Source organism: Shigella sonnei, assembly GCF_002950395.1.
Lineage (GTDB): Bacteria > Pseudomonadota > Gammaproteobacteria > Enterobacterales > Enterobacteriaceae > ECMA0423.
The window spans coordinates 1,910,612-1,934,400 of the sequence record NZ_CP026802.1 but is presented as its reverse complement, the minus strand read 5'-3'; the positions used below and the strand labels follow the sequence as shown (position 1 = coordinate 1,934,400).

19 protein-coding genes and 7 pseudogenes are annotated in these 23,789 nt (G+C 51.8%); 9 read left to right on the top strand and 17 right to left on the bottom strand.

The window, feature by feature from the left end:
* Nucleotides 1–6: 6 nt before the first annotated feature.
* A pseudogene (locus C1P89_RS10405) lies at nucleotides 7–1,080 on the bottom strand (4Fe-4S binding protein).
* Between the two features lie 71 nt (nucleotides 1,081–1,151).
* Nucleotides 1,152–3,896, bottom strand: a complete 2,745-nt coding sequence (gene torS, locus C1P89_RS10400; RefSeq protein WP_014333994.1) for a TMAO reductase system sensor histidine kinase/response regulator TorS — start codon at nucleotides 3,894–3,896, stop codon at nucleotides 1,152–1,154.
* 82 nt (nucleotides 3,897–3,978) lie between these two features.
* Here torS and torT point away from each other — a divergent pair, with 82 nt between their 5' ends.
* Nucleotides 3,979–5,007, top strand: a complete 1,029-nt coding sequence (torT, locus tag C1P89_RS10395; RefSeq protein WP_001264919.1) for a TMAO reductase system periplasmic protein TorT — start codon at nucleotides 3,979–3,981, stop codon at nucleotides 5,005–5,007.
* Here torT and torR read toward each other — a convergent pair.
* Entirely contained in the window at nucleotides 4,980–5,672 is a 693-nt protein-coding gene (gene torR / locus C1P89_RS10390) for a two-component system response regulator TorR (protein ID WP_001120112.1), read from the bottom strand. The two genes, torT and torR, sit on opposite strands and share 28 nt — an antisense overlap.
* A 119-nt stretch (nucleotides 5,673–5,791) precedes the next feature.
* On the opposite strand from torR, the gene torC reads away from it, so the two are divergent.
* The 3 genes and pseudogenes from torC to torD all read left to right on the top strand — a co-directional run bounded on the left by torC (nucleotide 5,792) and on the right by torD (nucleotide 9,920).
* Nucleotides 5,792–6,964: a pentaheme c-type cytochrome TorC gene (gene torC / locus C1P89_RS10385; protein WP_005139806.1), complete on the top strand. Its 1,173-nt coding sequence runs from the start codon at nucleotides 5,792–5,794 to the stop codon at nucleotides 6,962–6,964.
* Nucleotides 6,964–9,383: pseudogene (torA, locus tag C1P89_RS10380) on the top strand (trimethylamine-N-oxide reductase TorA); the annotation flags it as partial. The gene torC and the pseudogene torA, both read left to right, overlap by 1 nt.
* Nucleotides 9,375–9,920, top strand: a complete 546-nt coding sequence (gene torD / locus C1P89_RS25930) for a molecular chaperone TorD (protein ID WP_238932600.1) — start codon at nucleotides 9,375–9,377, stop codon at nucleotides 9,918–9,920. The pseudogene torA and the gene torD, both read left to right, overlap by 9 nt.
* Before the next feature lie 92 nt (nucleotides 9,921–10,012).
* On the opposite strand, the gene cbpM is transcribed toward torD, so the two are convergent.
* Entirely contained in the window at nucleotides 10,013–10,318 is a 306-nt protein-coding gene (gene cbpM / locus C1P89_RS10375) for a chaperone modulator CbpM (RefSeq protein ID WP_000024560.1), read from the bottom strand.
* Entirely contained in the window at nucleotides 10,318–11,238 is a 921-nt protein-coding gene (gene cbpA, locus C1P89_RS10370; RefSeq protein ID WP_000420610.1) for a curved DNA-binding protein, read from the bottom strand. The genes cbpM and cbpA overlap by 1 nt, the downstream gene beginning before the upstream one ends.
* 260 nt (nucleotides 11,239–11,498) lie before the next feature.
* Between cbpA and C1P89_RS10365 the strand changes: the two are divergent.
* Nucleotides 11,499–12,645: pseudogene (locus C1P89_RS10365) on the top strand (hypothetical protein).
* A 293-nt stretch (nucleotides 12,646–12,938) separates the two neighbouring features.
* Nucleotides 12,939–14,180 (top strand): bifunctional glucose-1-phosphatase/inositol phosphatase, encoded by a 1,242-nt coding sequence (gene agp, locus C1P89_RS10360; protein ID WP_001044307.1) that lies wholly within the window; start codon nucleotides 12,939–12,941, stop codon nucleotides 14,178–14,180.
* Between the two features lie 37 nt (nucleotides 14,181–14,217).
* Here agp and C1P89_RS10355 read toward each other — a convergent pair whose 3' ends face one another.
* Both C1P89_RS10355 and wrbA read right to left on the bottom strand, forming a co-directional pair.
* Nucleotides 14,218–14,445, bottom strand: a complete 228-nt coding sequence (locus C1P89_RS10355) for a YccJ family protein (RefSeq protein WP_001143118.1) — start codon at nucleotides 14,443–14,445, stop codon at nucleotides 14,218–14,220.
* A 20-nt stretch (nucleotides 14,446–14,465) separates the two neighbouring features.
* Nucleotides 14,466–15,062 (bottom strand): NAD(P)H:quinone oxidoreductase, encoded by a 597-nt coding sequence (gene wrbA, locus C1P89_RS10350; protein ID WP_001151437.1) that lies wholly within the window; start codon nucleotides 15,060–15,062, stop codon nucleotides 14,466–14,468.
* A 372-nt stretch (nucleotides 15,063–15,434) separates the two neighbouring features.
* Between wrbA and C1P89_RS10345 the strand changes: the two genes are divergently transcribed.
* Complete coding sequence (locus C1P89_RS10345; protein WP_001273658.1) at nucleotides 15,435–15,608, top strand: con-10 family general stress protein; 174 nt, start codon at nucleotides 15,435–15,437, stop codon at nucleotides 15,606–15,608.
* 257 nt (nucleotides 15,609–15,865) lie between these two features.
* On the opposite strand, the gene rutG is transcribed toward C1P89_RS10345, so the two are convergent.
* The 5 genes and pseudogenes from rutG to rutC (C1P89_RS10320) form a co-directional block, all read right to left on the bottom strand.
* The gene (rutG, locus tag C1P89_RS10340) at nucleotides 15,866–17,194 is read right to left on the bottom strand and encodes a pyrimidine utilization transport protein G (protein WP_001299829.1); all 1,329 of its coding nucleotides are present in this window, start codon (nucleotides 17,192–17,194) and stop codon (nucleotides 15,866–15,868) included.
* 20 nt (nucleotides 17,195–17,214) lie between these two features.
* The gene (gene rutF / locus C1P89_RS10335) at nucleotides 17,215–17,709 is read right to left on the bottom strand and encodes an NADH-dependent FMN reductase RutF (protein WP_001028106.1); all 495 of its coding nucleotides are present in this window, start codon (nucleotides 17,707–17,709) and stop codon (nucleotides 17,215–17,217) included.
* A 10-nt stretch (nucleotides 17,710–17,719) separates the two neighbouring features.
* Nucleotides 17,720–18,310 carry a malonic semialdehyde reductase gene (locus C1P89_RS10330; protein WP_001001197.1) on the bottom strand — a complete coding sequence of 197 codons (591 nt, stop codon included), beginning with the start codon at nucleotides 18,308–18,310 and terminating at the stop codon, nucleotides 17,720–17,722.
* Nucleotides 18,311–18,319: 9 nt separating this feature from the next.
* On the bottom strand, nucleotides 18,320–19,120 hold the full coding sequence (gene rutD / locus C1P89_RS10325) for a pyrimidine utilization protein D (RefSeq protein WP_005139845.1): 801 nt from the start codon (nucleotides 19,118–19,120) through the stop codon (nucleotides 18,320–18,322).
* A 7-nt stretch (nucleotides 19,121–19,127) separates the two neighbouring features.
* Nucleotides 19,128–19,397: pseudogene (gene rutC, locus C1P89_RS10320) on the bottom strand (3-aminoacrylate deaminase); the annotation flags it as partial.
* Nucleotides 19,398–19,453: 56 nt separating this feature from the next.
* Between rutC (C1P89_RS10320) and C1P89_RS10315 the strand changes: the two are divergent.
* A protein-coding gene (locus C1P89_RS10315) for an IS1-like element IS1A family transposase (protein ID WP_094096600.1) occupies nucleotides 19,454–20,151 on the top strand; the annotation gives its coding sequence in 2 pieces (ribosomal slippage) (nucleotides 19,454–19,703 and nucleotides 19,703–20,151; 699 coding nt in all).
* Nucleotides 20,152–20,167: 16 nt separating this feature from the next.
* Here the strand turns inward: C1P89_RS10315 and rutC (C1P89_RS25925) are convergent.
* The 5 genes and pseudogenes from rutC (C1P89_RS25925) to C1P89_RS10295 all read right to left on the bottom strand — a co-directional run.
* A pseudogene (rutC, locus tag C1P89_RS25925) lies at nucleotides 20,168–20,290 on the bottom strand (3-aminoacrylate deaminase); the annotation flags it as partial.
* An 11-nt stretch (nucleotides 20,291–20,301) separates the two neighbouring features.
* The gene (rutB, locus tag C1P89_RS10310; protein WP_001307708.1) at nucleotides 20,302–20,994 is read right to left on the bottom strand and encodes a peroxyureidoacrylate/ureidoacrylate amidohydrolase RutB; all 693 of its coding nucleotides are present in this window, start codon (nucleotides 20,992–20,994) and stop codon (nucleotides 20,302–20,304) included.
* Nucleotides 20,994–21,605: pseudogene (locus tag C1P89_RS10305) on the bottom strand (LLM class flavin-dependent oxidoreductase); the annotation flags it as partial. The gene rutB and the pseudogene C1P89_RS10305, both read right to left, overlap by 1 nt.
* A 16-nt stretch (nucleotides 21,606–21,621) precedes the next feature.
* Nucleotides 21,622–22,319 (bottom strand): IS1-like element IS1A family transposase gene (locus C1P89_RS10300; protein ID WP_237158176.1). Its coding sequence is split into 2 segments (ribosomal slippage): nucleotides 21,622–22,070 and nucleotides 22,070–22,319, totalling 699 coding nucleotides; the frame shifts between segments, so codons are not numbered across the junction.
* A 54-nt stretch (nucleotides 22,320–22,373) separates the two neighbouring features.
* Nucleotides 22,374–22,862 (bottom strand): annotated as a pseudogene (locus tag C1P89_RS10295) (LLM class flavin-dependent oxidoreductase); the annotation flags it as partial.
* Between the two features lie 287 nt (nucleotides 22,863–23,149).
* On the opposite strand from C1P89_RS10295, the gene rutR reads away from it, so the two are divergent.
* Nucleotides 23,150–23,788, top strand: a complete 639-nt coding sequence (gene rutR / locus C1P89_RS10285; protein ID WP_000191700.1) for an HTH-type transcriptional regulator RutR — start codon at nucleotides 23,150–23,152, stop codon at nucleotides 23,786–23,788.
* Nucleotide 23,789: the final 1 nt, after the last annotated feature.

Sequence of the window (23,789 nt, the reverse complement as noted above, 5' to 3'; positions counted from 1 at the left end):
GCTAATTTAGTGACCAATCATTGGCGCTTGTGGAATTAAGCGTCGGTACAATTCCTCCGGCACCGGGCTTTGCCATACTCCCGCATACATTGCGTAACCAATCACCGCGAACATAATCCTCAGAACCAGTAGCGTCATTAACCAGCCAGACAACGCAAAAGCTTTTTTATTTGCCGCAGGTTTTTGCAGTGAAAAGGTCAATGTTGAGGCTACCGGACATGACTCTACGCAAGTCATACAGCCGGTACATTCCACTGTTCGTACCTGAATTAATTTATCTACCGGGATCCGTGATGGGCAATTTTTTGCGCATTTGCCACAGCCGATACAACTTTCGGCATTGCGACGAATCTTAAACGGCGATAATAGCGAAACCACGCCCATCAGCGCGCCATATGGGCAAAGATAACGACACTAGGCATGGCGAATAAACAGGCTGGCAATCAGCAAAACGGTCACGCTGATTAATGTCGCGGTCCCCATATGACGAAAGAAATCGAGCATTTTTACGTCCATCACCACGCTGTAGGGCGACAACATAAAATAGTGAATCGCCTGAGCGGGCATCAATAACGCGATATAGAGAAAAAAACTCAACAGCAAATACTTCACGCCGCGCAGAGGAATATCCAGCCAGCGGGGAAGGACACATTGCCGACCAAACAGTTTGTTACCGAGATCGCCGATTAATTCAGAAAGCGTACCAACCGGGCATAACCATGAGCAAAAGGCCTTTTTGAGTAATAGACTGATGACGATAAAAGCGACCAATAACAGCATCGCGGCGGCGTGGACGGACGGTAACTGACCTGTTGTAAGGCTATATTTCAGATTCATCAGACCGGCAATCGGTAGCCAGCCTTCGATACCTCCCGGTCTGGCGACAAATGTCGTGCTACTTGCCGTTTCGTAATAGCGCACCCAATACCAGAACGTGATGGCAATATAAATATTCATTGCCAACAGTAATAATTGCGTCGCTTTACGCCAGGTCGTGGCATTGCGCCAGTCATTCCACGGTAATTTGCCGCCCGTCGTGCCTGGCCGCCGCTGCCAGCGGGTTCTTTTTTTCTCTGCCATGATTTTGCCAGTCCGTTAAGTTGCATACCAAATGCCACTATTCTAGTTGTTCTTAACTGGCTGATATTGATTCAAATCGCGTTCAGGTCTTTCTTATGCAACCATGCTTCCAGAGCGGCAACACTGCGTGTAATTTCTTCGTGTGGAAGGGGGGCAGATAATGGCTGCTGCTCCAGTTGTGCGCATAGCTGGCTGGCGATACGCATTCCCAAACTCGAGCAACTGCTTTTTAGCTGATGCGCGGCACGCTTTATTTTCTCGCTATCCTGACTGGCGCGGGCAATGTCGATTTCATCGAGAAGCGGCAGGGCATGTTGTGTAAATAATACCAGCCATTCGTGGATCTTCTCCGTCCCCATTAACTGAGCATCTTCATTGAGTTGCGATACATCCAGCGATTGATCGTTATTGACTTGCAGTTGGAGATAGTGCGCCAGTAACTGACCGAGCACTTCACGCGGCACCGGTTTAGGGATAATCCCGCGGAATAATGAACTGGTACGCTGGCGCAGCGTTTCGTCAATGACATGGGCGCTAAAGCCAATCAAAACCAGCGACGGATATTGCTGTGCCAGTTGTCGGGCAAGCGTAATGCCGTCGACATCCGGCAGATCAAAATCCACCAGTGCGGCAGCAAACGGTTCGCTATTTTGCAGTGTCTCTAAAGCCTGCGCGGCATTGCCAACAGCAACAACCTGCGCACCACTGGTGTTCAGCATCTCAACGGTAATTCGCTGGGTTAGCGGGTTATCTTCAATTAACAGCAAACGTAAACCGTCAAGACGCACCGCCTGATTGACTGTTTTTGGCACGGGTGCCGTGGCAACACGTAACGGCAAGCGTAAACAAAAACAGCTTCCAACCTCCGGCGTGCTGGTGGCGCTCAGTTCGCCGCCCATCGCCTGGGCCAGACGGCTACTGATAGTCAGCCCCAGCCCGGTGCCGCCGCGTTTGCCGCTTACCTGCACAAATGGCTGGAAGATTTCTGCCAGTTTCGCGGGATCAATACCGCAGCCGCTGTCTTCCACTTCGACCAGCCATTGCTCGCCATCAGTGCGACTACGCAGGATAATGTACCCTTCGTCAGTAAAACGCAGGGCGTTGCTCAACAGGTTGGTTATAACCTGACGAATACGTCGTGGATCGCCCATTAACGCGCACGGCATATCATCGGCAATTGCCGTTGCCAGGCGAATCGGGCGACCTTTCACCCGTCCGCTCATTAATTGCAGGGTACTTTCCAGCAGCGGGCGCGGTTCAAAGGGCTCATCGCTGACCGAAACATTCTTGCCACCTGCTTCGATAGCGGAATAATCGAGAATATCGTTGAGGATGGTCAGCAACGATTCACCAGAGTCAGTAATTGCCCGCAAATCATCACGCTGGGCGTTAAGTGCGGGGTTATCTGCCAGTAGCTGTGCGGTGCCGAGAATACCGTACAGCGGTGTGCGGATCTCATGGCTCATCGCCGCCAGAAACGCCGATTTTGCCTGGCTGGCTTTTTCTGCTTCCGCCCGTGCCTGTCGGTGTTCTATCACTAGTTCCTGCAATTCAGCTGTACGCGCTTTGACCTGCGCCGCCAGCTGTTCACGGTGGCGATTCAGTGCATGAACACTGCTGCGAAACGCACCCATCAGCTGCCCGATGGTGTCCAGCTCCCGTACGCCAGCGGTTTCCGGGAAAGGGGAGTCAATATCACCGTCCAGCAGCCGTTGCAGCGCCTGCGTTTGTTCGGCAAGTGGACGCGTGACTGAGCGATAAACCACGCGCCAGAGGATCAGAATCAGTGCGCAAAGTGAAACCATCCCCAGCAATAACAGGCTGTATTGCCCGCGTGCACTGGCTTTTTCCTGATGCGCCAGTCCGTGCTGATTACGCAGCTCAATGGTGTCGACCAGCTGACTGACTTCGCTACTAAACTGCGCGAACTGGGCGATATTATTTTGGGCGAGAGTTTGCAGGTGATTGCTGATTTCACTGTCCTGCTGGAACAGCGCCAACAGATCGCTATATTGGCTAACGGTAGTTAACGTTGTTGCGACCTGCGCACGAACTCCCGGATCTTCAATGCGTATTTGCCGACGTTGCAGAATTTTCACCGCATTATTGAGCTGCTTTTCCAGCGTTGGTGCATTTTTCTGGATCTGCTCCAGCCCCAGATTCATCACCATTTGCTGCACCCGCAGAGCGCTAAGGCGCAGTTCATTCATCTGGTTAACATACTCAAGATCGATATCAATCAGCCGATCGAGTGCACTTTCAGCAGCCTGACGCTGATCTTGTTCGATCAAATCGTAAATCCCGGCCTGGGTCGCTCCAGCGGAAGTTGTCGCATTATTCGCCTGACCTTGCGCCAGGCGTGCGATCTCATCGGCGGCAGCGACTATCTGCTGACTGAGTTGCTGTTGTTGCTGGCGTAGTTGCAGACGCCGCCCCACCAGTTCCCCTTGCTGACGTAACGAACGGGAGATCTCCTGCTCCTGTTGTTCAATAGCGGTGGTATCAAAACCTTGTTCCCGTAACGCTTGCAGCAACGCATTAATCTTCAGGCTTTGTGCGGTGAGCATTCGCCCCTGCGCCTGCCACATCTTTTCGTTATCGGCACTGGTCAGGTTCTGCGTGGCGAAAAGTTCCCAGGCGCTGGCTTCGCTCAACTGGCGCGCCATATTCATGGTAGGAATCAATGCCTGAGTATTGTCTTTTTCCACCTGGCTGATAAAGCGCAGGTTGTACCATCCCACCAGGGTACTGGTCAGGGTTAACAGCGCCATCAGGGCAAAGCCCATCCAGAGTCTTCGGGTCAGGGTTAAATTCACGGTCGGTGCACTTTAGGTGAAAAATGTTGAGTCGCAAAGCGGAATGCATCTAGCATAAAGCCTTATTATTGATGAGGCTATCATGCGCGTACTGCTATTTTTACTTCTTTCCCTTTTCATGTTGCCGGCATTTTCGGCTGATAACCTGTTGCGCTGGCATGATGCGCAGCATTTCACGGTGCAAGCCTCTATGCCGCTTAAAGCCAAACGCGCATGGAAACTGTGCGCGCTTTATCCCAGCCTGAAAGATTCATACTGGTTATCGTTGAACTATGGTATGCAGGAGGCAGCTCGCCGTTATGGTGTGGATTTAAAAGTGCTGGAGGCAGGCGGCTACAGCCAGTTGGCTACCCAGCAAGCACAAATCGACCAGTGTAAACAGTGGGGCGCAGAGGCCATTTTACTCGGTAGTAGCACGACCTCATTTCCCGATCTGCAAAAGCAGGTAGCAAGTCTGCCGGTGATCGAACTGGTAAATGCTATTGATGCTCCCCAGGTGAAAAGCCGCGTTGGTGTACCCTGGTTTCAGATGGGCTATCAACCTGGGCGATATTTGGTGCAATGGGCGCACGGTAAACCACTGAACGTGCTGTTGATGCCCGGACCCGATAATGCCGGGGGCAGTAAAGAGATGGTCGAGGGTTTTCGCGCAGCCATTGCCGGAAGCCCGGTGCGTATTGTTGATATTGCGCTTGGTGATAACGATATTGAAATCCAGCGTAACCTGTTGCAGGAGATGCTGGAACGCCACCCAGAAATCGACGTCGTTGCCGGAACGGCCATTGCGGCAGAGGCGGCAATGGGTGAAGGGCGTAACCTGAAAACGCCGCTTACCGTGGTGTCGTTTTATCTTTCACATCAGGTGTATCGCGGGCTGAAGCGGGGAAGAGTGATTATGGCTGCCAGCGATCAAATGGTCTGGCAGGGGGAACTGGCGGTTGAGCAGGCCATCAGGCAATTACAGGGGCAATCGGTGTCTGATAATGTCAGCCCACCGATTTTAGTTCTGACGCCGAAAAATGCCGACCGTGAACATATTCGCCGCTCGCTGTCACCAGGGGGATTTCGTCCGGTCTATTTTTATCAGCACACATCAGCGGCTAAGAAATAACCTTCACCATGTTGCGTCACCAGTAAATCCGCGCTGAGTTTATGACGTAAACGACGAATTAACACATCGACGGTGCGCAGGTCAGGGTTTTCCACCCGACGCGCAGAAAGCATACGTAGCAGACGTTCACGGCTGAGAATTTCGCCCGGATTCGTCACAAATGCCACCAACATTTCATACTCTGCGCGGGTCAGTTTAATCGGCTCGCCATCCCGCTCCAGCGTATGGCGCGACACATTCAGGCAATAACCGGCAAAGCGATAGCAGTTGTCCTGAGTGTGCGGTTGAGCTTGTCGCGCGAGGTCGATTCGCCAGAGCAGATTTTTCACCCGTACTACCAGTTCGCGCAGTTCCAGCGGTTTGGTGACGTAATCGTCTGCGCCCATTTCCAGCCCAACAATACGGTCAATCCGATCGCTGCGTCCGGTAACCAGAATAATCCCCACCGTTGAGCGTTCTCGCAGGGCGCGGGTTAACATCAGGCCATTTTCATCGGGTAAGTTGATATCCAGCAGAATTAAATCTACCGGCTGATTCTGCATAATTTCCCGCAGCCCGGCACCGCTCGCTGTAACGGAAACGGTATACCCCTCCTGAGTGAAGTAAGATTGTAATCGCGCCTGGGTAACCGGCTCATCTTCAACAATAACAATGTGATGTGGCATCAGAGGGTTTTACTCATTCTGTTCATATTCTGCCGTAAGCCGTTCATCCTGACCAGTGCCGCTGTTCATATTTGCTCATTAAGATCGCTTCACTAAACCATAATTTTACAGGGGCTATTATGCGGAAACTCTGGAACGCGCTACGCCGACCCAGTGCTCGTTGGTCGGTACTGGCGCTGGTCGCTATTGGGATTGTGATTGGCATTGCGCTGATTGTATTGCCACACGTTGGGATCAAAGTCACCAGCACAACCGAATTTTGTGTCAGTTGCCACAGTATGCAACCGGTGTATGAAGAATATAAACAGTCGGTGCATTTTCAGAACGCCTCTGGCGTGCGAGCTGAATGCCATGACTGTCATATCCCGCCGGATATTCCAGGCATGGTGAAGCGCAAACTGGAAGCGAGCAACGACATTTACCAGACCTTTATTGCCCACTCCATTGATACACCTGAAAAATTCGAAGCCAAACGCGCGGAACTTGCCGAGCGTGAATGGGCGCGAATGAAAGAAAACAACTCGGCAACCTGTCGCTCCTGCCATAACTACGATGCGATGGATCATGCCAGGCAGCATCCTGAAGCGGCACGTCAGATGAAGGTGGCAGCGAAAGATAATCAATCCTGCATCGACTGTCATAAAGGTATTGCCCACCAGTTACCGGATATGAGTAGCGGCTTCCGTAAGCAGTTCGATGAGCTGCGCGCCAGTGCTAATGACAGTGGTGACACGCTGTACTCTATTGATATTAAGCCAATTTATGCGGCGAAAGGCGATAAAGAAGCCTCTGGTTCTCTGCTGCCTGCTTCGGAAGTGAAAGTCCTTAAACGTGACGGCGACTGGCTGCAAATTGAAATTACCGGCTGGACGGAAAGCGCCGGACGTCAGCGTGTACTCACCCAATTCCCAGGTAAACGCATCTTTGTTGCCTCGATTCGTGGTGATGTGCAGCAGCAGGTGAAAACGCTGGAGAAAACCACCGTTGCCGACACCAATACCGAGTGGAGCAAGTTGCAGGCCACCGCGTGGATGAAGAAAGGCGACATGGTGAACGATATCAAACCGATCTGGGCCTATGCGGATTCGTTGTACAACGGCACCTGTAACCAGTGCCACGGCGCACCGGAAATCGCCCACTTTGACGCTAACGGTTGGATCGGCACGCTCAACGGCATGATTGGCTTTACCAGCCTCGATAAACGTGAAGAACGCACCTTGTTGAAATATCTGCAAATGAATGAGTCTGACACCGCAGGTAAGGCTCACGGCGATAAGAAGGACGAAAAATAATGAACAATAACGATCTCTTTCAGGCATCACGTCGGCGTTTTCTGGCACAACTCGGCGGCTTAACCGTCGCCGGGATGCTGGGGCCGTCATTGTTAACGCCGCGCCGTGCGACTGCGGCGCAAGCGGCGACTGAGGCTGTCATCTCGAAAGAGGGCATTCTTACCGGGTCGCACTGGGGGCTATCCGCGCGACGGTGAAGGATGGTCGCTTTGTGGCGGCAAAACCGTTCGAACTGGATAAATATCCGTCGAAAATGATTGCCGGATTGCCGGATCACGTACACAACGCGGCGCGTATTCGTTATCCGATGGTACGCGTGGACTGGCTGCGTAAGCGCCATCTCAGCGATACCTCCCAGCGCGGTGATAACCGTTTTGTGCGCGTGAGCTGGGATGAAGCCCTCGACATGTTCTATGAAGAACTGGAACGCGTACAGAAAACTCACGGGCCGAGTGCCTTGCTGACCGCCAGTGGTTGGCAATCGACGGGGATGTTCCATAACGCTTCGGGGATGCTGGCGAAAGCTATTGCCTTGCATGGTAATAGCGTTGGTACGGGCGGAGATTACTCTACCGGTGCTGCGCAGGTGATCCTGCCGCGCGTGGTTGGCTCAATGGAAGTGTATGAACAGCAAACCTCCTGGCCGCTGGTATTGCAGAACAGCAAAACCATTGTGCTGTGGGGCTCTGATTTGCTGAAAAACCAGCAAGCGAACTGGTGGTGCCCGGATCACGATGTTTATGAATATTACGCGCAGCTAAAAGCGAAAGTCGCCGCCGGTGAAATTGAGGTCATCAGCATCGATCCGGTTGTCACATCCACCCATGAGTATCTGGGGCGCGAGCATGTGAAGCACATTGCGGTTAACCCGCAAACTGATGTGCCGCTGCAACTGGCGCTGGCGTATACGCTGTACAGTGAAAACCTGTACGACAAAAACTTCCTCGCTAACTACTGTGTGGGTTTTGAGCAGTTCCTGCCGTACCTGCTGGGTGAGAAAGACGGTCAGCCGAAAGATGCCGCATAGGCTGAAAAACTGACCGGCATTGATGCCGAAACCATTCGTGGGCTGGCGCGGCAGATGGCGGCGAACAGAACGCAAATTATTGCTGGCTGGTGCGTGCAGCGTATGCAGCACGGTGAACAGTGGGCGTGGATGATTGTGGTTCTGGCGGCGATGCTGGGGCAAATTGGCCTGCCAGGTGGTGGCTTTGGTTTTGGCTGGCACTATAACGGCGCAGGCACGCCGGGGCGTAAAGGCGTTATTCTGAGTGGTTTCTCCGGCTCTACGTCGATTCCGCCTGTTCACGACAACAGTGATTACAAAGGCTACAGCAGCACCATTCCGATTGCCCGTTTTATCGATGCGATCCTCGAACCGGGGAAAGTGATCAACTGGAACGGTAAATCGGTAAAACTGCCGCCGCTGAAAATGTGTATTTTTGCTGGAACTAACCCATTCCATCGCCATCAGCAGATCAACCGCATTATTGAAGGCTGGCGCAAGCTGGAAACGGTTATCGCCATAGATAACCAGTGGACCTCAACCTGCCGCTTTGCCGATATCGTGCTGCCTGCGACCACGCAGTTTGAGCGTAACGATCTCGACCAGTACGGCAACCACTCCAACCGTGGCATTATCGCCATGAAACAGGTGGTGCCGCCGCAGTTCGAGGCGCGCAACGACTTTGATATTTTCCGCGAGCTGTGCCGTCGCTTTAATCGCGAAGAAGCCTTTACCGAAGGGCTGGACGAAATGGGCTGGCTGAAACGCATCTGGCAGGAAGGTGTACAACAAGGCAAAGGACGCGGCGTTCATCTGCCAGCGTTTGATGACTTCTGGAATAACAAAGAGTACGTCGAGTTTGACCATCCGCAGATGTTTGTTCGCCACCAGGCATTCCGCGAAGATCCGGATCTCGAACCGCTGGGCACGCCGAGTGGCCTGATTGAGATCTACTCGAAAACCATCGCCGATATGAACTACGACGATTGTCAGGGGCATCCGATGTGGTTTGAGAAAATCGAACGCTCCCACGGTGGGCCCGGCTCGCAGAAGTATCCGTTGCATCTGCAATCTGTGCATCCGGATTTCCGACTTCACTCGCAGTTATGTGAGTCGGAAACTCTGCGTCAGCAATATACGGTAGCGGGTAAAGAGCCAGTATTCATTAACCCGCAGGATGCCAGCGCGCGCGGTATTCGTAACGGTGATGTGGTACGCGTCTTTAACGCTCGCGGTCAGGTGTTGGCAGGGGCAGTGGTTTCTGACCGCTATGCACCCGGCGTGGCACGAATTCACGAAGGGGCATGGTACGATCCAGATAAAGGCGGCGAGCCTGGTGCGCTGTGCAAATACGGTAACCCCAACGTGTTGACCATCGACATCGGTACATCGCAGCTGGCGCAGTTGTTCTCCCGTGAACTGGACGATGAACAACTGACGCAAATCTCCAGTGCGCAGATGGCTGAATGGTTTTCGTTGCTGAAAAGCGAACCGCCGCTCACTGCGGCGGTGAATGCGCTGGAAAACCGTATTGCCGCTCTGACAGTACGTGACGATGCCCGTCTGGAACTGGCCGCTGACTTTTGCGGCCTGTTTCTGATGACCGACAAACAAGCGGCGCTGCCGTATGCATCGGCCTACAAACAGGACGAGCAAGAGATTAAACGCTTGTTAGTTGAGGCAGGGATGGAAACCAGTGGCAATTTCAACGAATCGGCAGATCATCTGGCGATCTATCTCGAGTTGTTGAGTCATCTGCATTTTTCGCTGGGAGAGGGGACCGTTCCTGCGCGAAGAATCGACAGTTTGCGGCAAAAAACACTGACGGCGCTGCGGCAATGGTTACCAGAGTTTGCTGCGCGTTGTCGACAGTATGACAGCTTTGGTTTTTACGCGGCACTAAGCCAGTTATTGCTGGTGTTAGTGGAGTGCGACCACCAAAACAGATAACGTCGTTTATGCGCCTGAAAAGACGCGTTTAGCGTCGCATCAGGCATTATGGCGCAGTTGCCGGATGCGTCATCACATCCGGCAAACACACATCACGGATGAGCTACAAACCGGGAAAGCCGCTGGCGTAGCAGGCGGTTTTCCTGCTTCAGGTGCGCAATATCATCCATTAACGTCAGCGCCACCGCGATCCCCGGCCAGTCCAGAGCCAGTTCATGACGCAGGCGTACCGCGCGTTGCACCACAATGGCGGCATGGTCGTCAAATACCCAGGTTGTTTCCTGGATCTCACGCGGTTCAACCACCCCCAAACCGACAATTTCATTCAACTCCTCTTCAGAGATGCCGGTATGCAGGCAAAATTCGGTAATAGTAAAAGTCACCGTAACATTAGCCATCATGCTTTCCCCCAATCTTTACGTGGATCAAAAGACGACTGGGCGTCTGCCAGTTGCTGCCACAGCGCGGCAGTGTTTTCATCCGGTTTCGGCGGCATCACGATTTTCAGTACCGCATACAGATCGCCGGTCTGTTTTTTGCTCACCAGACCTTTGCCTTTAACGCGCAATCGTTGCCCGGCCTGGCTGCCTGGCGGGATAGTCAGCAAAATGCTTTCTTTCAGTGTTGGAACGGTGACTTTAGCACCCAGCGCCGCTTCCCACGGGCTAACCGGCACCACAATTTCCAGATCCTGGCCGACAATATCGAACAGCGGATGTGGCGCAATATGAATCACCAGCCACAAATCGCCATTTGGACCACCGTTTTCGCCCGGCGTCCCCTGGCCTTTCAGACGGATGCGTTGACCATTGCCGACGCCCGCCGGGATCTTCACATTCAGCGTTTTCGGGATTTCCTGTTCGATCATGCCAAAGGCGTTATAAACCGGCAGGTTATAGCTGATGGTACGCTTATGCTCAGTCAGCGTTTCTTCGAGGAATACCGCCACTTCGATTTCAATATCGTGGCCGCGTGCGGCGGGGCGTTGACGGCTCTGGCGGGCATGCTGACCGAAAATTGACGAGAAGATATCGTCAAAATCTTCGGCATTAAAACTCTGACCGTCGCCATGATGGAACTGATGGTTAAATTGCGGATCGTTGCGATGTTGCCACATCTGATCATACTCAGCGCGACGTTGTTCATCACTTAACACTTCCCAGGCTTCAGCGACCTCTTTGAAGCGGGCTTCGGCATCCGGTTCTTTGCTGACATCAGGATGGTATTTACGGGCCAGTCGACGATAGGCGGTCTTGATTGTCTTGAGATCGTCCGTCGGTTTCACGCCCATGATGGCGTAATAATCCTTTAATTCCATAGCGTTATCTCGCGTAAATCAACACAAATTGAAGGAACCCCTGTAAGGTAACTCCTATAAGTGTAGGGTAATCCTCAAAATTTCATATGCCAACACAGAATATGTTATTGAAATCATCGCGGAGAGGAGGTCGCCATCAAGATGGGTTGCTGAACATATTTTAAACAGGTGAAAAAGGGTGAGCGATTTTTGATAGTTGAACCAGGCACTTTAAGTTTAACTAGGGCGTCATTATTTATTAAATTTTATAGACGCTATATATGGGTAGTAATATACATGGAATTAGTTGCACTGCAAATAATTATTTGAAACAGGCCTGGAACGATATAAAAAATGAGTACGAAAAAAATCAAACATATTCAATCACGCTTTTTGAAAACACACTGGTGTGTTTTATGCGGTTATACAATGAACTCAGACGTAAAGTAAATGAAGAGGATACTCCATGTCTGGAATGTGAATCACTAGAAAAAGAATTTGAGGAAATGCAGAATGATAATGATCTATCATTATTTATGAGAACATTGCGTACTAATGATACACAAATTTATTCAGGGGTTTCAGGAGGTATTACATATACTATACAATATGTTCAAAATGTTGATATTGTTAGAGTGTCCTTGCCGGGCAGAGGTTCAGAGTCTATCACAGATTTTAAAGGTTATTATTGGTATGGCTTTATGGAATATATTGAAAACATTACTGCGTGTGATGATATTTTTTCTGAGTATTGTTTAGATGATGAAAATATGAGTATCCAGCCAGAACAGATAAATACGCCGGGAATATCTGATTTAGATACTGGTTTTAAAAGAACATGAGTATTCATGGGCGCTGGGCGGCCATAAGACGCAAAAGCAAGTATACGAAGAGTTTATTAAAATTGTTGATAAACAAACGATCGAGGCTCTTGTTGATACGGCATTCTATAATCTCAGGGAAGATGTAAAGACGTTATTTGGCGTTAATCTACAATCTGACAACAAAATTCAGGGGCAGGGTGGTTTTTTATCATGGAGTTTTTTGTCTTTTAAAAAAGAATTTATTGATAGTTGCTTGAATGACAAAAAATGCATACTGCATTTACCCGAATTTATATTTAATGATAACAAGGCACGCCTTGTTTTAGACACCGACCCAGAGCAGAAGGTTAATGAGGTGAAAAATTTCCTCACTGCTCTTTCAGATAGCATTTGCTCATTATTTATTGTTTACAGCAATGTGGCATCAATCTCCTTAGGGAATGAATCCTTTTCAACAGATGACGACCTTGAGTATGGGTATTTAATAAACACTGGCAATCATTATGACGTTTACCTCCCTCCTGAACTTTTTGCTCAGGCTTACGAGTTAAACAATAAGGAAAGGAATGCGCAAATTGATTTTTTAACTCGTTATGCAATTTAATGACAAAGGCATGTGCTAAAAACCATTGTTATTAGCCTCACTTCTCTTATTATTGGTACTATTGCCTCTGTATTAGTAACGCCGCTGATATTCTGTTTAGCCACAGGTGCAATTATCAGCGGCGTACGCGAGGCAGGGGCTAATCAGGCATAGTTTGCGTCAAACCTTGCCTGTTTTTGAAGATATATATAGAAAAACAGGCGTTCAACAAGCCATTTTGCGAACCTGTTCCCGGAAAAAAGTCATATTTCTGTCACACTCTTTAATGATTGATAACAAAAGAGGTGCCAGGAATGAACAAAACGCTAATCGCCGCAACTGTGGCAGGGATAGTTTTACTCGCTTCAAATGCTCAGGCACAAACCGTACCGGAAGGCTATCAGCTACAGCAAGTGCTCATGATGAGCCGCCATAACTTACGTGCGCCGCTGGCGAACAATGGCAGTGTGCTGGAGCAGTCGACGCCGAATAAATGGCCAGAATGGGACGTCCCCGGTGGGCAACTCACCACCAAAGGTGGCGTGCTCGAAGTGTATATGGGCCATTACATGCGTGAATGGCTGGCAGAGCAGGGGATGGTGAAATCGGGGGAATGCCCGCCGCCGGACACCGTTTATGCCTATGCCAATAGTCTGCAACGTACCGTTGCGACCGCACAGTTCTTTATTACCGGCGCATTCCCGGGGTGTGATATTCCTGTGCATCACCAGGAAAAAATGGGCACTATGGACCCAACCTTTAACCCGGTGATCACCGATGATTCCGCCGCATTCAGTGAACAGGCGGTGGCGGCAATGGAGAAAGAGCTCAGCAAACTCCAGCTTACCGACAGCTACCAGCTACTGGAAAAAATCGTTAACTATAAAGATTCCCCTGCCTGTAAAGAGAAACAACAGTGTTCGCTGGTGGATGGCAAAAATACCTTTAGCGCCAAGTATCAACAAGAACCAGGTGTTTCCGGGCCGCTGAAAGTCGGCAACTCGCTGGTAGATGCGTTTACTTTGCAATATTACGAAGGTTTTCCGATGGATCAGGTGGCCTGGGGAGAAATCAAATCTGACCAGCAGTGGAAGGTGTTGTCGAAGCTTAAAAACGGCTACCAGGACAGCCTGTTTACCTCACCGGAAGTGGCGCGCAATGTTGCGAAACCGCTGGTCAGTTATATCGACAAAGCTCTGGTCACCGATCGCACCAGCGCACCGAAAATTACAGTGTTGGTTGGGCACGACTCCAACATTGCCTCTCTGTTAACGGCGCTGGATTTCAAACCGTATCAGTTGCATGACCAGAACGAACGCACGCCGATTGGCGGCAAAATCGTTTTCCAGCGTTGGCATGACAGCAAAGCCAATCGCGATTTGATGAAAATTGAATATGTGTATCAGAGTGCGGAACAGTTACGTAATGCCGATGCGTTAACCCTGCAGGCACCTGCTCAGCGTGTGACGCTGGAATTAAGCGGTTGCCCGATAGATGCCAACGGTTTCTGCCCGATGGATAAATTTGATAGCGTGTTGAATGAAGCGGTGAAATAACAGAAAACTCCCCCGCGAGAAGCGGGGGAGTCGCTGGTTAAACGTTTTTACGTTCGATGGTCTGTTCGCCCCAAAAAAGCGAATCTTTATCGGCCTTAGCAAAGGCTTTGACTAACACTTCATCGCTACCTTCTTCCCAAATCTTTTCTGCCATTTTTTCGTCGTACCCGGCGACTTCGAAAATGGCCTCGGCTATTTCCGGCGACGTATTGCGCAGAGATGCCCATTCACCGACGTGATGAGCTTTCGCTTCTTGAGTTGGCATGCGTATCCTCCTGTTGAAGATTAGCCGTTAAGTTTAACTGCCAGACCTGCGACATATTCCCCTTGATAACGAGCAATAGACAGTTCTTCCTGGCTTGGCTGGCGTGAGCCGTCACCGCCTGCGATGGTGGTTGCGCCGTACGGCGTACCGCCGCGAACCTGTGAAACGTCAAATAATTCCTGCGCTGCGTAGCCAATGGGGACAATCACCATGCCGTGATGCGCAAGGGTCGTCCAGGTTGAAGTAATAGTTTGTTCCTGACCGCCGCCAGTACCGGTGGAACTAAAGACGCTCGCCAGTTTTCCGTATAGTGCGCCGGAAGCCCACAGGCCGCCCGTCTGGTCGAGGAAGGTACGCATTTGACCGGACATGTTGCCAAAGCGGGTAGGTGTACCAAAAATAATGGCGTCGTAATCGGCCAGTTCTTGCGGGGTTGCAACCGGTGCAGTTTGCGTTTTACCGCCTGCTTTTTCAAATAATTGCGGCGGCATGGTTTCCGGTACACGCTTAACGACAACTTCTGCGCCATCGACTTTGCTTGCACCCTCAGCGACTGCGCGTGCCATCGTTTCAATATGTCCGTACATGGAATAATAAAGCACCAGAACTTTAGCCATTTCTAACCACTCCTCGTGTTATCTCTATTCCGTAGCGATTCGCTACCACTTATTTAAAGATAAGACGTCCTTTTCAGAGTGCAAATTTCACAACCACTTATTTGATTTATAACAACTTTCACAAGCACGTAATTTTGTCGCAAAATGACACATTTTTATCTCATCGCGTTTTTTTAATCATAAGAGCGGCTTATGGATAATTATTGGAGATGATATCTATTCTCGCTAAGAAGCTGTTGCAGGATATTACCAAACGCGGGTCTACCCGCGTCAGTTCACTAAGCTTAGTCCCACGTAGCGAAAATATGGCAGCCGCCATACGCCGCGTTAATTCTATGCAATATGATGTCTATACCCAGACGGAGGTCAGTAATGGCAAACCATCGAGGCGGTTCCGGCAATTTTGCAGAAGACCGCGAAAGAGCATCAGAAGCAGGTAAAAAAGGTGGACAGCACAGCGGGGGTAATTTCAAGAATGACCCGCAGCGCGCATCTGAAGCAGGTAAAAAAGGTGGCAAGAGCAGTCACGGCAAAAGCGACAACTAGCCGGGCTAATCAATGACGAATGCATTTTTGTCTGTAGCTCGTCAAAAAGCCATCACCGCCGGTTACCCGGTGGTTGATACTGATGACAAATGTAAGCTTGCCTGATGCGCGATGCTTATCAGGCCTACCAGAAGATTGCAATATATTGAATTTGCACTGTTTTGTAGGCCGGATAAGGCGTTTACGCCGCATCCGGCATGAACAATGCGTACGTTGTCAACAATCTGCACCGCCGGGTAACCCCGGCGGTTTTCTGTTTATGGCTCCTGATGAACAACTTCTGGCGGTGGAACGTCAACCAACCTTCTACTTAACAACGCATTGAGTAAAATCGCGCCAAAGGTGGCTGTACCGATCCCTCCCAACGTAAAACCGCCCAGCGTGAGAGCAAAATCACCCGCGCCCAGCACTAAGGTTACTGCGACCATAATCAAATTACCGTTCTGGCTTAAATCGACACGGTTTTGTACCCAGATCCTTGCGCCTGCGACGGCAATCAGCCCGAACACAACAATTGATGCACCACCAATCACCGCGGCCGGAATGGTATGGATCAGCGCGCCAAATTTCGGCGAAAAGCCCAACAGCATGGCGATGACGGCAGCAGCAACAAACACCAGCGTCGAGTAGACTTTTGTCACGGCCATCACACCGATATTTTCAGCATAGGTGGTGACGCCGCTACCGCCGACAGAGCCGGAAAGCATCGTTGCCAGACCATCACCGACGAATGCTCGCCCCATATACGGGTCCATATTGCGTCCGGTCATCCCGGCGACCGCCTTGAGATGACCTAAGTTTTCCGCCACCAGAATCACCGCCACGGGCGCAATCAGCATCATTGCCTGACTATTAAAAGCAGGAGTGGAAAAATGTGGCAAACCGAACCAGGCAGCATGGCTGACGAGAGTAAAATCGACGGCTTTTCCCAGCCCTAAAACGTTGGTCATCACGCCATACAGCAGACAGGCGACAATTAAACCTACGAGAATCAATAACCGCTGGATCATGCCACGGGTAAACACCGCCACCAGCCCAATACACAGCACCGTCATTACCGCCATCCAGCTATCAAAGGCCGAAGCCGATACACTTTTCACTGCGATAGGCGCTAAGTTCAGGCCAATCGCCATCACCACCGCACCCGTCACCACCGGCGGCATTAGTCGTTCAATCCAGCGTGTACCAATTTTCATCACCACCAGGCCAATGACGGTATAAACCAGCCCACAGGCGATAATCCCGCCCAGTGCGATGCTGATATTCGGGTTAATGCCCTGACCGTTAAAGCCCGTCGCGGCAATCACCACGCCGACAAAAGCCGCGCTGGAGCCGAGATAACTGGGGACGCGCCCGCCGGTAATAAAGAAAAACAGTAACGTGCCGATCCCCGACATTAAAATGGAAAGATTGGGATCCAGCCCCATCAGAATCGGCATTAACACCGTCGCGCCAAACATCGCCACCGCGTGTTGAACGCCCATTACTGCCGTCTGAGCAAACGGCAATCGTTCATCCGGCGCGACCACGCCGCTCTCTGTAGAGGTCGATTTTAACTGCCAGTGAGGAAAACCGAACATTGCCATCAGCTGTCTCCTTAAGGAGGTTAACAAGCAGGGCGCATCAGCGCGTGATAACTGCGATCGAACCACACCAGCCCGTAGGGTGTGGTGTGACGATGAATCGCTTCGATGGCGCAAAACAGAATGTCGTGGGTGCCGACGCTCACCACCTGGCTGATGCGGCAGTCAAACGAAACCAGAGCCTCTTCCAGTTGCGGGCATCCGGTCACACCCGTCTGCCAGCGGGCGGCGGCAAAGCGGTGTTCCATGGGCGTTTTGCCGCCAAAAAGATTTGAAAGCGGCTCCTGCCCGGCGCTCAGTGTATTTACACACAGCGTTCGATTTTCATTGAATACCGGCCAGACGGACGCCCCACGATTCAGGCACACCAGTAATGTGGGCGGCGTGTCGGTCACGCTGCAGACGGCGCTGGCGGTGAACCCGGCGCGCCCGGATGGACCGTCCGTGGTGATGATATTGACCGCCGCGCCCATACAGGACATCGCATCGCGAAAGGTTTGTTGATCAACTATGTTCATAGTTTGCTCCTTACAACAGCCCGCAGGCTTCTTCAAAGGACAGACGTGGCAGGCGCGCAAAAAGTTTGCTGCTATCGCCATAGCCGATATTAATCAGCAGATTGCTCTTCAGCGTGCTGCCCGCAAAAAAGGCGTCGTCAACGTGTTGACGGTCAAAACCCGACATCGGGCCGGTATCCAGTCCCAGCGCACGGCAAGCGACGATCAGATAGGCCGCCTGCATGGAGCTGTTGCGAAACGCTGTTTCTTCGGCAAGTTGTGGGCTGGAGGTAAACCAACTGCGGGCATCACCGTGGGGAAACAGTAGTGGTAACCGTTCATAAAATTCACTGTCCCAGGCAACGATAGCGGTGACGGGCGCGGTCAGGGTTTTTTGTAGATTGCCGCTGGAAAGCGCCGGGTGCAGACGTTCTTTTCCTTCTACAGTGCGGATAAACACGATCCGTGCCGGAGAACAGTTAGCTGATGTCGGCCCCCATTTTATCGGGGCATAAAGCTCCCGTAACGTCTCATCGCTGACGGGTGTCTCCCGCCAGCCGTTGTGAGTGCGGGCATCGGTGAACAGGGTGCTAAGCGCACCTGGGCTAACGGCTTCGTTCATAGCAATTCCTTACAGGGCGGCTTCACGGTGATGTAACAGGCTGGCAAGCCCGTTGAGTAACAGAGCATTAAACGTTTCGGGGTCGGTCACGTTGCAGGCGTGTCCGCCATAGCGCATCACCATTTTCTGGCTATCGGGCAGGGCGGCATGAAGCTCACTGGAACATGCTGATGGCACCAGCAGATCATCACTGGCGCAGATGATTTGCACCGGGCAGCGGATGCGATCCGCATGGTGACTAAAGTCAGCGCGTTTGAGGGCGTTAAGTCGACGCAGTAAATTATTTTTGCCCTGAAAATGCGCCAGTGCCAGCGCGTCTTCTGCCTCAAGGCAAGGTGCGCGGGCCGCCATCCAGTCGGCGGGATAGAGGAACAACGGCTGCGCTTCCACCCATGCCTGCGCGCCGCCGCTATACAGTAATCGTTCGCGAACCTGAAAACAGCGGCGCGTATGGGCGTTTATTCGTAGCCAGCCGTTAACGCTGATCAGCACAGTTACCGACGCGGGATAATCCAGCGCCAGCTGCATTCCCACCAGCGCACCGAGCGCATGGCCGACCACCGCGTAATGCTCAATCCCTGCGGCTACCAGCGCCTGATGCAGTTCCGCTGCCATCTGGGCGATACTGTAATCTTCTGCCAGCGTGTCGGGATTATTGCCGGTGCCGCGCTGGTCGTAACAGACTACCTGATACTCCTGCTCCAGCACCGCCAGTTGCGGTAACCAGTAACTGCCGCTACCGCCAAGACCCGAAATCAACACCACTACGGGCGCATCAGCATAAGGGGGAGGTGAGAGTGAAAGTTTCATCGCGGCCTCACTTGGCGATATGCGCAATTGTGGCGATTTCCACCAGCGCGTCAGGTTTTACCAGTCCGCACTGAATGCAGAATCGCGCCGGTTTATCACCCGGAAAAAACTCGGCGTAGATTTCGTTAATCGCGGCGTAATTTTTCCAGTCGGTAATAAAGATGCTGTTGAAGGTCACATCCGCCATCGTGCCACCCGCCGTCTCGATCACCTTGCGGATAGTTTCCAGAACGTGGCGGGTTTGCGCCTTTGGGTCATCGGCAAACAGCACGTTATTAGGTGATGCTGCCAACTTACTGATTTAGTGTATGATGGTGTTTTTGAGGTGCTCCAGTGGCTTCTGTTTCTATCAGCTGTCCCTCCTGTTCAGCTACTGACGGGGTGGTGCGTAACGGCAAAAGCACTGCCGGACATCAGCGCTATCTCTGCTCTCACTGCCGTAAAACATGGCAACTGCAGTTCACTTACACCGCTTCTCAACCCGGTACGCACCAGAAAATCATTGATATGGCCATGAATGGCGTTGGATGCCGGGCAACTGCACGCATTATGGGCGTTGGCCTCAACACGATTTTACGTCACTTAAAAAACTCAGGCCGCAGTCGGTAACCTCGCGCATACAGCCGGGCAGTGACGTCATCGTCTGCGCGGAAATGGACGAACAGTGGGGCTATGTCGGGGCTAAATCGCGCCAGCGCTGGCTGTTTTACGCGTATGACAGTCTCCGGAAGACGGTTGTTGCGCACGTATTCGGTGAACGCACTATGGCGACGCTGGGGCGTCTTATGAGCCTGCTGTCACCCTTTGACGTGGTGATATGGATGACGGATGGCTGGCCGCTGTATGAATCCCGCCTGAAGGGAAAGCTGCACGTAATCAGCAAGCGATATACGCAGCGAATTGAGCGGCATAACCTGAATCTGAGGCAGCACCTGGCACGGCTGGGACGGAAGTCGCTGTCGTTCTCAAAATCGGTGGAGCTGCATGACAAAGTCATCGGGCATTATCTGAACATAAAACACTATCAATAAGTTGGAGTCATTACCCGTTATTATGTTGATCAAAAGCCAGCGTACCGGAGACATACACCACGCCATCAGCCAGCGTGCCGGGAACGAAGGGGGCCAGCGGTGCGCTGCTGCCAGCGGGAATAATTACGGATTTTGGCATCGTTAAACTCCTTAAGCGATACGAGCAAAGGACGTGGGAGAAAGCGCGTCGCAGAACGTTTCGACGTCGCTGACCCAGCCAAAAAAGGTTTCGATATTGAACAACGCGGCTTTCTGTGCAAATTCAGGCCCCGCCTGGTGTGTTGCGTCTTCCAGCACCACGCCGAAATACTCCAGAAAAAAGCCATCGCGTAGCGTCGATTCGACGCAGACGTTGGTAGCGATACCGGTGAAAACCAGATGGCGTATTCCACGGCTGCGCAAAATGCTGTCCAGCGGCGTATTGAAGAAACCGCTGTAGCGCGGCTTCGGCAGCACAATATCGCCAGGCTGCGGCACCAGTTCATCCACCAGTTGATAATCCCAGGAGCCTTTCGCCAGCAATTTCCCCTGCAGCTGCGGCTGCTTACGCATGGTTTTCAGGGCGTTCGATTTATGAAAATTCGGTGAGCCGGGTCCGCCAGCTTCGACATACTGTTCATCCCAGCCATTTTGAAACCAGATGATCAGCATCCCTGCCGCTCGCGCTGCGGTCACGGCGGTTTGAATGTTGGCAATGACCGGGCGAGTGGTTGAGACATCAAACCCGGCGAGATCTAAGTAGCCGCCTGGCGTGGCATAAGCGTTTTGCATATCCACCACGATCAGCGCACTTTGCTGCGGATCGAAGGTAATGGCTTCCGGTCGAGCGGTTAAGGTCGTCATCATGCCACCTCCTGAGTCAGCGCAGGGAGATGGGCGCGGCACTGCATCAGTGGTTGAATGCGCTCGCCGAAGGTTTCGATTCCCGACAGAAAATCATCGAAGGTCAACAGCACGCCTTCGGCACCAGGCACGCTTGCGACTTCATCTAACATGCGCGCGACACTGGCGTAAGAACCGACTAATGTCCCCATATTGATGTTTACCGCCGAAGTGGGATCGGCCATCTGACGGACGTTGGTGTCAGTACCGGAGCGGGTATCTTTCTGACTTTGTTCGGTTAGCCAGCTTAACGCCTCTTCATCCGCGCCCGCTTTGTAGTGTTCCCATTTGGCGCGAGCGGCATCGTCGGTTTCATCGGCAATCACCATAAACAACACATAAGAGCCAACGTCGCGCCCGGTTTGCTCTGCGGCCTGTTTCATCCGCACAGCGGTCGGGGCGAAAGCCGTGGGTGTATTTACGCCTTTGCCGAAACAGAAGTTGAAATCGGCATACTGAGCGGAGAACGCCATGCCAGCGTCGCTTTGCCCGGCGCAGATCACTTTCATGGGGACACTCGGTTGCGGACTGACGCGACAATCATTCATGGTGAAAAAATCGCCTTTAAAATCGGGTAATGACTCCAACTTATTGATAGTGTTTTATGTTCAGATAATGCCCGATGACTTTGTCATGCAGCTCCACCGATTTTGAGAACGACAGCGACTTCCGTCCCAGCCGTGCCAGGTGCTGCCTCAGATTCAGGTTATGCCGCTCAATTCGCTGCGTATATCGCTTGCTGATTACGTGCAGCTTTCCCTTCAGGCGGGATTCATACAGCGGCCAGCCATCCGTCATCCATATCACCACGTCAAAGGGTGACAGCAGGCTCATAAGACGCCCCAGCGTCGCCATAGTGCGTTCACCGAATACGTGCGCAACAACCGTCTTCCGGAGACTGTCATACGCGTAAAACAGCCAGCGCTGGCGCGATTTAGCCCCGACATAGCCCCACTGTTCGTCCATTTCCGCGCAGACGATGACGTCACTGCCCGGCTGTATGCGCGAGGTTACCGACTGCGGCCTGAGTTTTTTAAGTGACGTAAAATCGTGTTGAGGCCAACGCCCATAATGCGTGCAGTTGCCCGGCATCCAACGCCATTCATGGCCATATCAATGATTTTCTGGTGCGTACCGGGTTGAGAAGCGGTGTAAGTGAACTGCATTTGCCATGTTTTACGGCAGTGAGAGCAGAGATAGCGCTGATGTCCGGCAGTGCTTTTGCCGTTACGCACCACCCCGTCAGTAGCTGAACAGGAGGGACAGCTGATAGAAACAGAAGCCACTGGAGCACCTCAAAAACACCATCATACACTAAATCAGTAAGTTGGCAGCATCACCTTAAAATCGCTTTTCCCCGTGCCCCACAGGTCGCGCAGCACCTGAACATATTCGGTGAGATAGTCGTAACGACGGGAGAAATAGTCATCGCCAGGCCAGATACCCATCTGCTCATACACGGGCTTTTGCCAGCCAGTCACGAGGTTGACGCCAAAACGCCCGCCAGAGATGGAGTCGATGGTTGCGGCCATACGGGCGACGATTGCCGGAGGTAACGTTAAGGTGGCAGCAGTGGCGTAAATCTGAATGCGCGAGGTCACGGCTGCCAGACCCGCCATCAAGGTGAACGACTCAAGGTTGTGATCCCAGAACTCAGTTTTGCCGCCAAAGCCACGCAGTTTGATCATCGACAGGGCGAAATCGAAATGGTAATGCTCCGCTTTCTGCACAATGGCTTTATTCAGTTCAAAGGTCGGCATGTACTGCGGCGCGTGGGTCGAAATGAGCCAGCCGTTGTTGCCAATAGGTACGAATACGCCAATTTTCATCATCAACCTCTCTTCGTCTCGTAAAGTGAAAGTCAGACGGGGCGCTGCATCCTGCATATCCTTTTCAGCCGCGTATTGGCTTGTTTGCAAAGCGGATGCCAGTTTTTAAAAAGTTAATGTTATTAATATGTTAATATTACGTTATCTAAAATATCTGATAAAAAGTGGACTAAACGGTCAAAACAGTTGCACATAAAACATGCATCTGTGCGCGATGAGAGTGCAGAAGGTCGAGGCCGGGCGGGGGTTTTGCTATCCTGTTGCCAATCTACAAGAGGGGAGAGCGCATGACGCAAGGCGCAGTGAAAACAACGGGTAAACGTTCGCGCGCAGTAAGCGCGAAGAAAAAAGCGATTCTTAGCGCAGCACTGGACACTTTTTCACAATTCGGTTTTCACGGCACAAGGCTGGAGCAGATCGCAGAGTTGGCGGGTGTTTCAAAAACCAATCTGCTGTATTACTTTCCGTCAAAAGAGGCGCTGTATATTGCCGTGCTGCGGCAGATTCTCGATATCTGGCTGGCACCGTTAAAAGCGTTTCGTGAAGATTTCGCTCCGCTGGCGGCGATAAAAGAGTACATCCGTCTGAAGCTGGAAGTCTCCCGCGATTATCCGCAGGCTTCGCGCCTGTTCTGTATGGAGATGCTGGCAGGCGCGCCGCTGTTAATGGATGAACTGACGGGCGATTTGAAGGCATTAATTGATGAGAAATCTGCGCTGATTGCCGGTTGGGTCAAAAGCGGCAAACTCGCGCCGATTGATCCGCAGCATTTGATTTTCATGATTTGGGCTTCCACTCAACATTACGCCGATTTCGCCCCTCAGGTGGAGGCGGTGACAGGCGCGACGTTGCGCGATGAGATATTTTTCAATCAAACGGTTGAAAACGTGCAGCGGATTATTATTGAGGGGATTCGACCACGTTAAA

Coding starts and splice junctions, on each gene's coding strand:
- torT (WP_001264919.1), top strand. CDS start 3,979: ATGCGCGTACTGCTATTTTTACTTCTTTCCCTTTTCATGTTGCCGGCA.
- torR (WP_001120112.1), bottom strand. CDS start 5,672: ATGCCACATCACATTGTTATTGTTGAAGATGAGCCGGTTACCCAGGCG.
- torC (WP_005139806.1), top strand. CDS start 5,792: ATGCGGAAACTCTGGAACGCGCTACGCCGACCCAGTGCTCGTTGGTCG.
- cbpM (WP_000024560.1), bottom strand. CDS start 10,318: ATGGCTAATGTTACGGTGACTTTTACTATTACCGAATTTTGCCTGCAT.
- cbpA (WP_000420610.1), bottom strand. CDS start 11,238: ATGGAATTAAAGGATTATTACGCCATCATGGGCGTGAAACCGACGGAC.
- agp (WP_001044307.1), top strand. CDS start 12,939: ATGAACAAAACGCTAATCGCCGCAACTGTGGCAGGGATAGTTTTACTC.
- C1P89_RS10355 (WP_001143118.1), bottom strand. CDS start 14,445: ATGCCAACTCAAGAAGCGAAAGCTCATCACGTCGGTGAATGGGCATCT.
- wrbA (WP_001151437.1), bottom strand. CDS start 15,062: ATGGCTAAAGTTCTGGTGCTTTATTATTCCATGTACGGACATATTGAA.
- C1P89_RS10345 (WP_001273658.1), top strand. CDS start 15,435: ATGGCAAACCATCGAGGCGGTTCCGGCAATTTTGCAGAAGACCGCGAA.
- rutG (WP_001299829.1), bottom strand. CDS start 17,194: ATGGCAATGTTCGGTTTTCCTCACTGGCAGTTAAAATCGACCTCTACA.
- rutF (WP_001028106.1), bottom strand. CDS start 17,709: ATGAACATAGTTGATCAACAAACCTTTCGCGATGCGATGTCCTGTATG.
- C1P89_RS10330 (WP_001001197.1), bottom strand. CDS start 18,310: ATGAACGAAGCCGTTAGCCCAGGTGCGCTTAGCACCCTGTTCACCGAT.
- rutD (WP_005139845.1), bottom strand. CDS start 19,120: ATGAAACTTTCACTCTCACCTCCCCCTTATGCTGATGCGCCCGTAGTG.
- rutB (WP_001307708.1), bottom strand. CDS start 20,994: ATGACGACCTTAACCGCTCGACCGGAAGCCATTACCTTCGATCCGCAG.
- rutR (WP_000191700.1), top strand. CDS start 23,150: ATGACGCAAGGCGCAGTGAAAACAACGGGTAAACGTTCGCGCGCAGTA.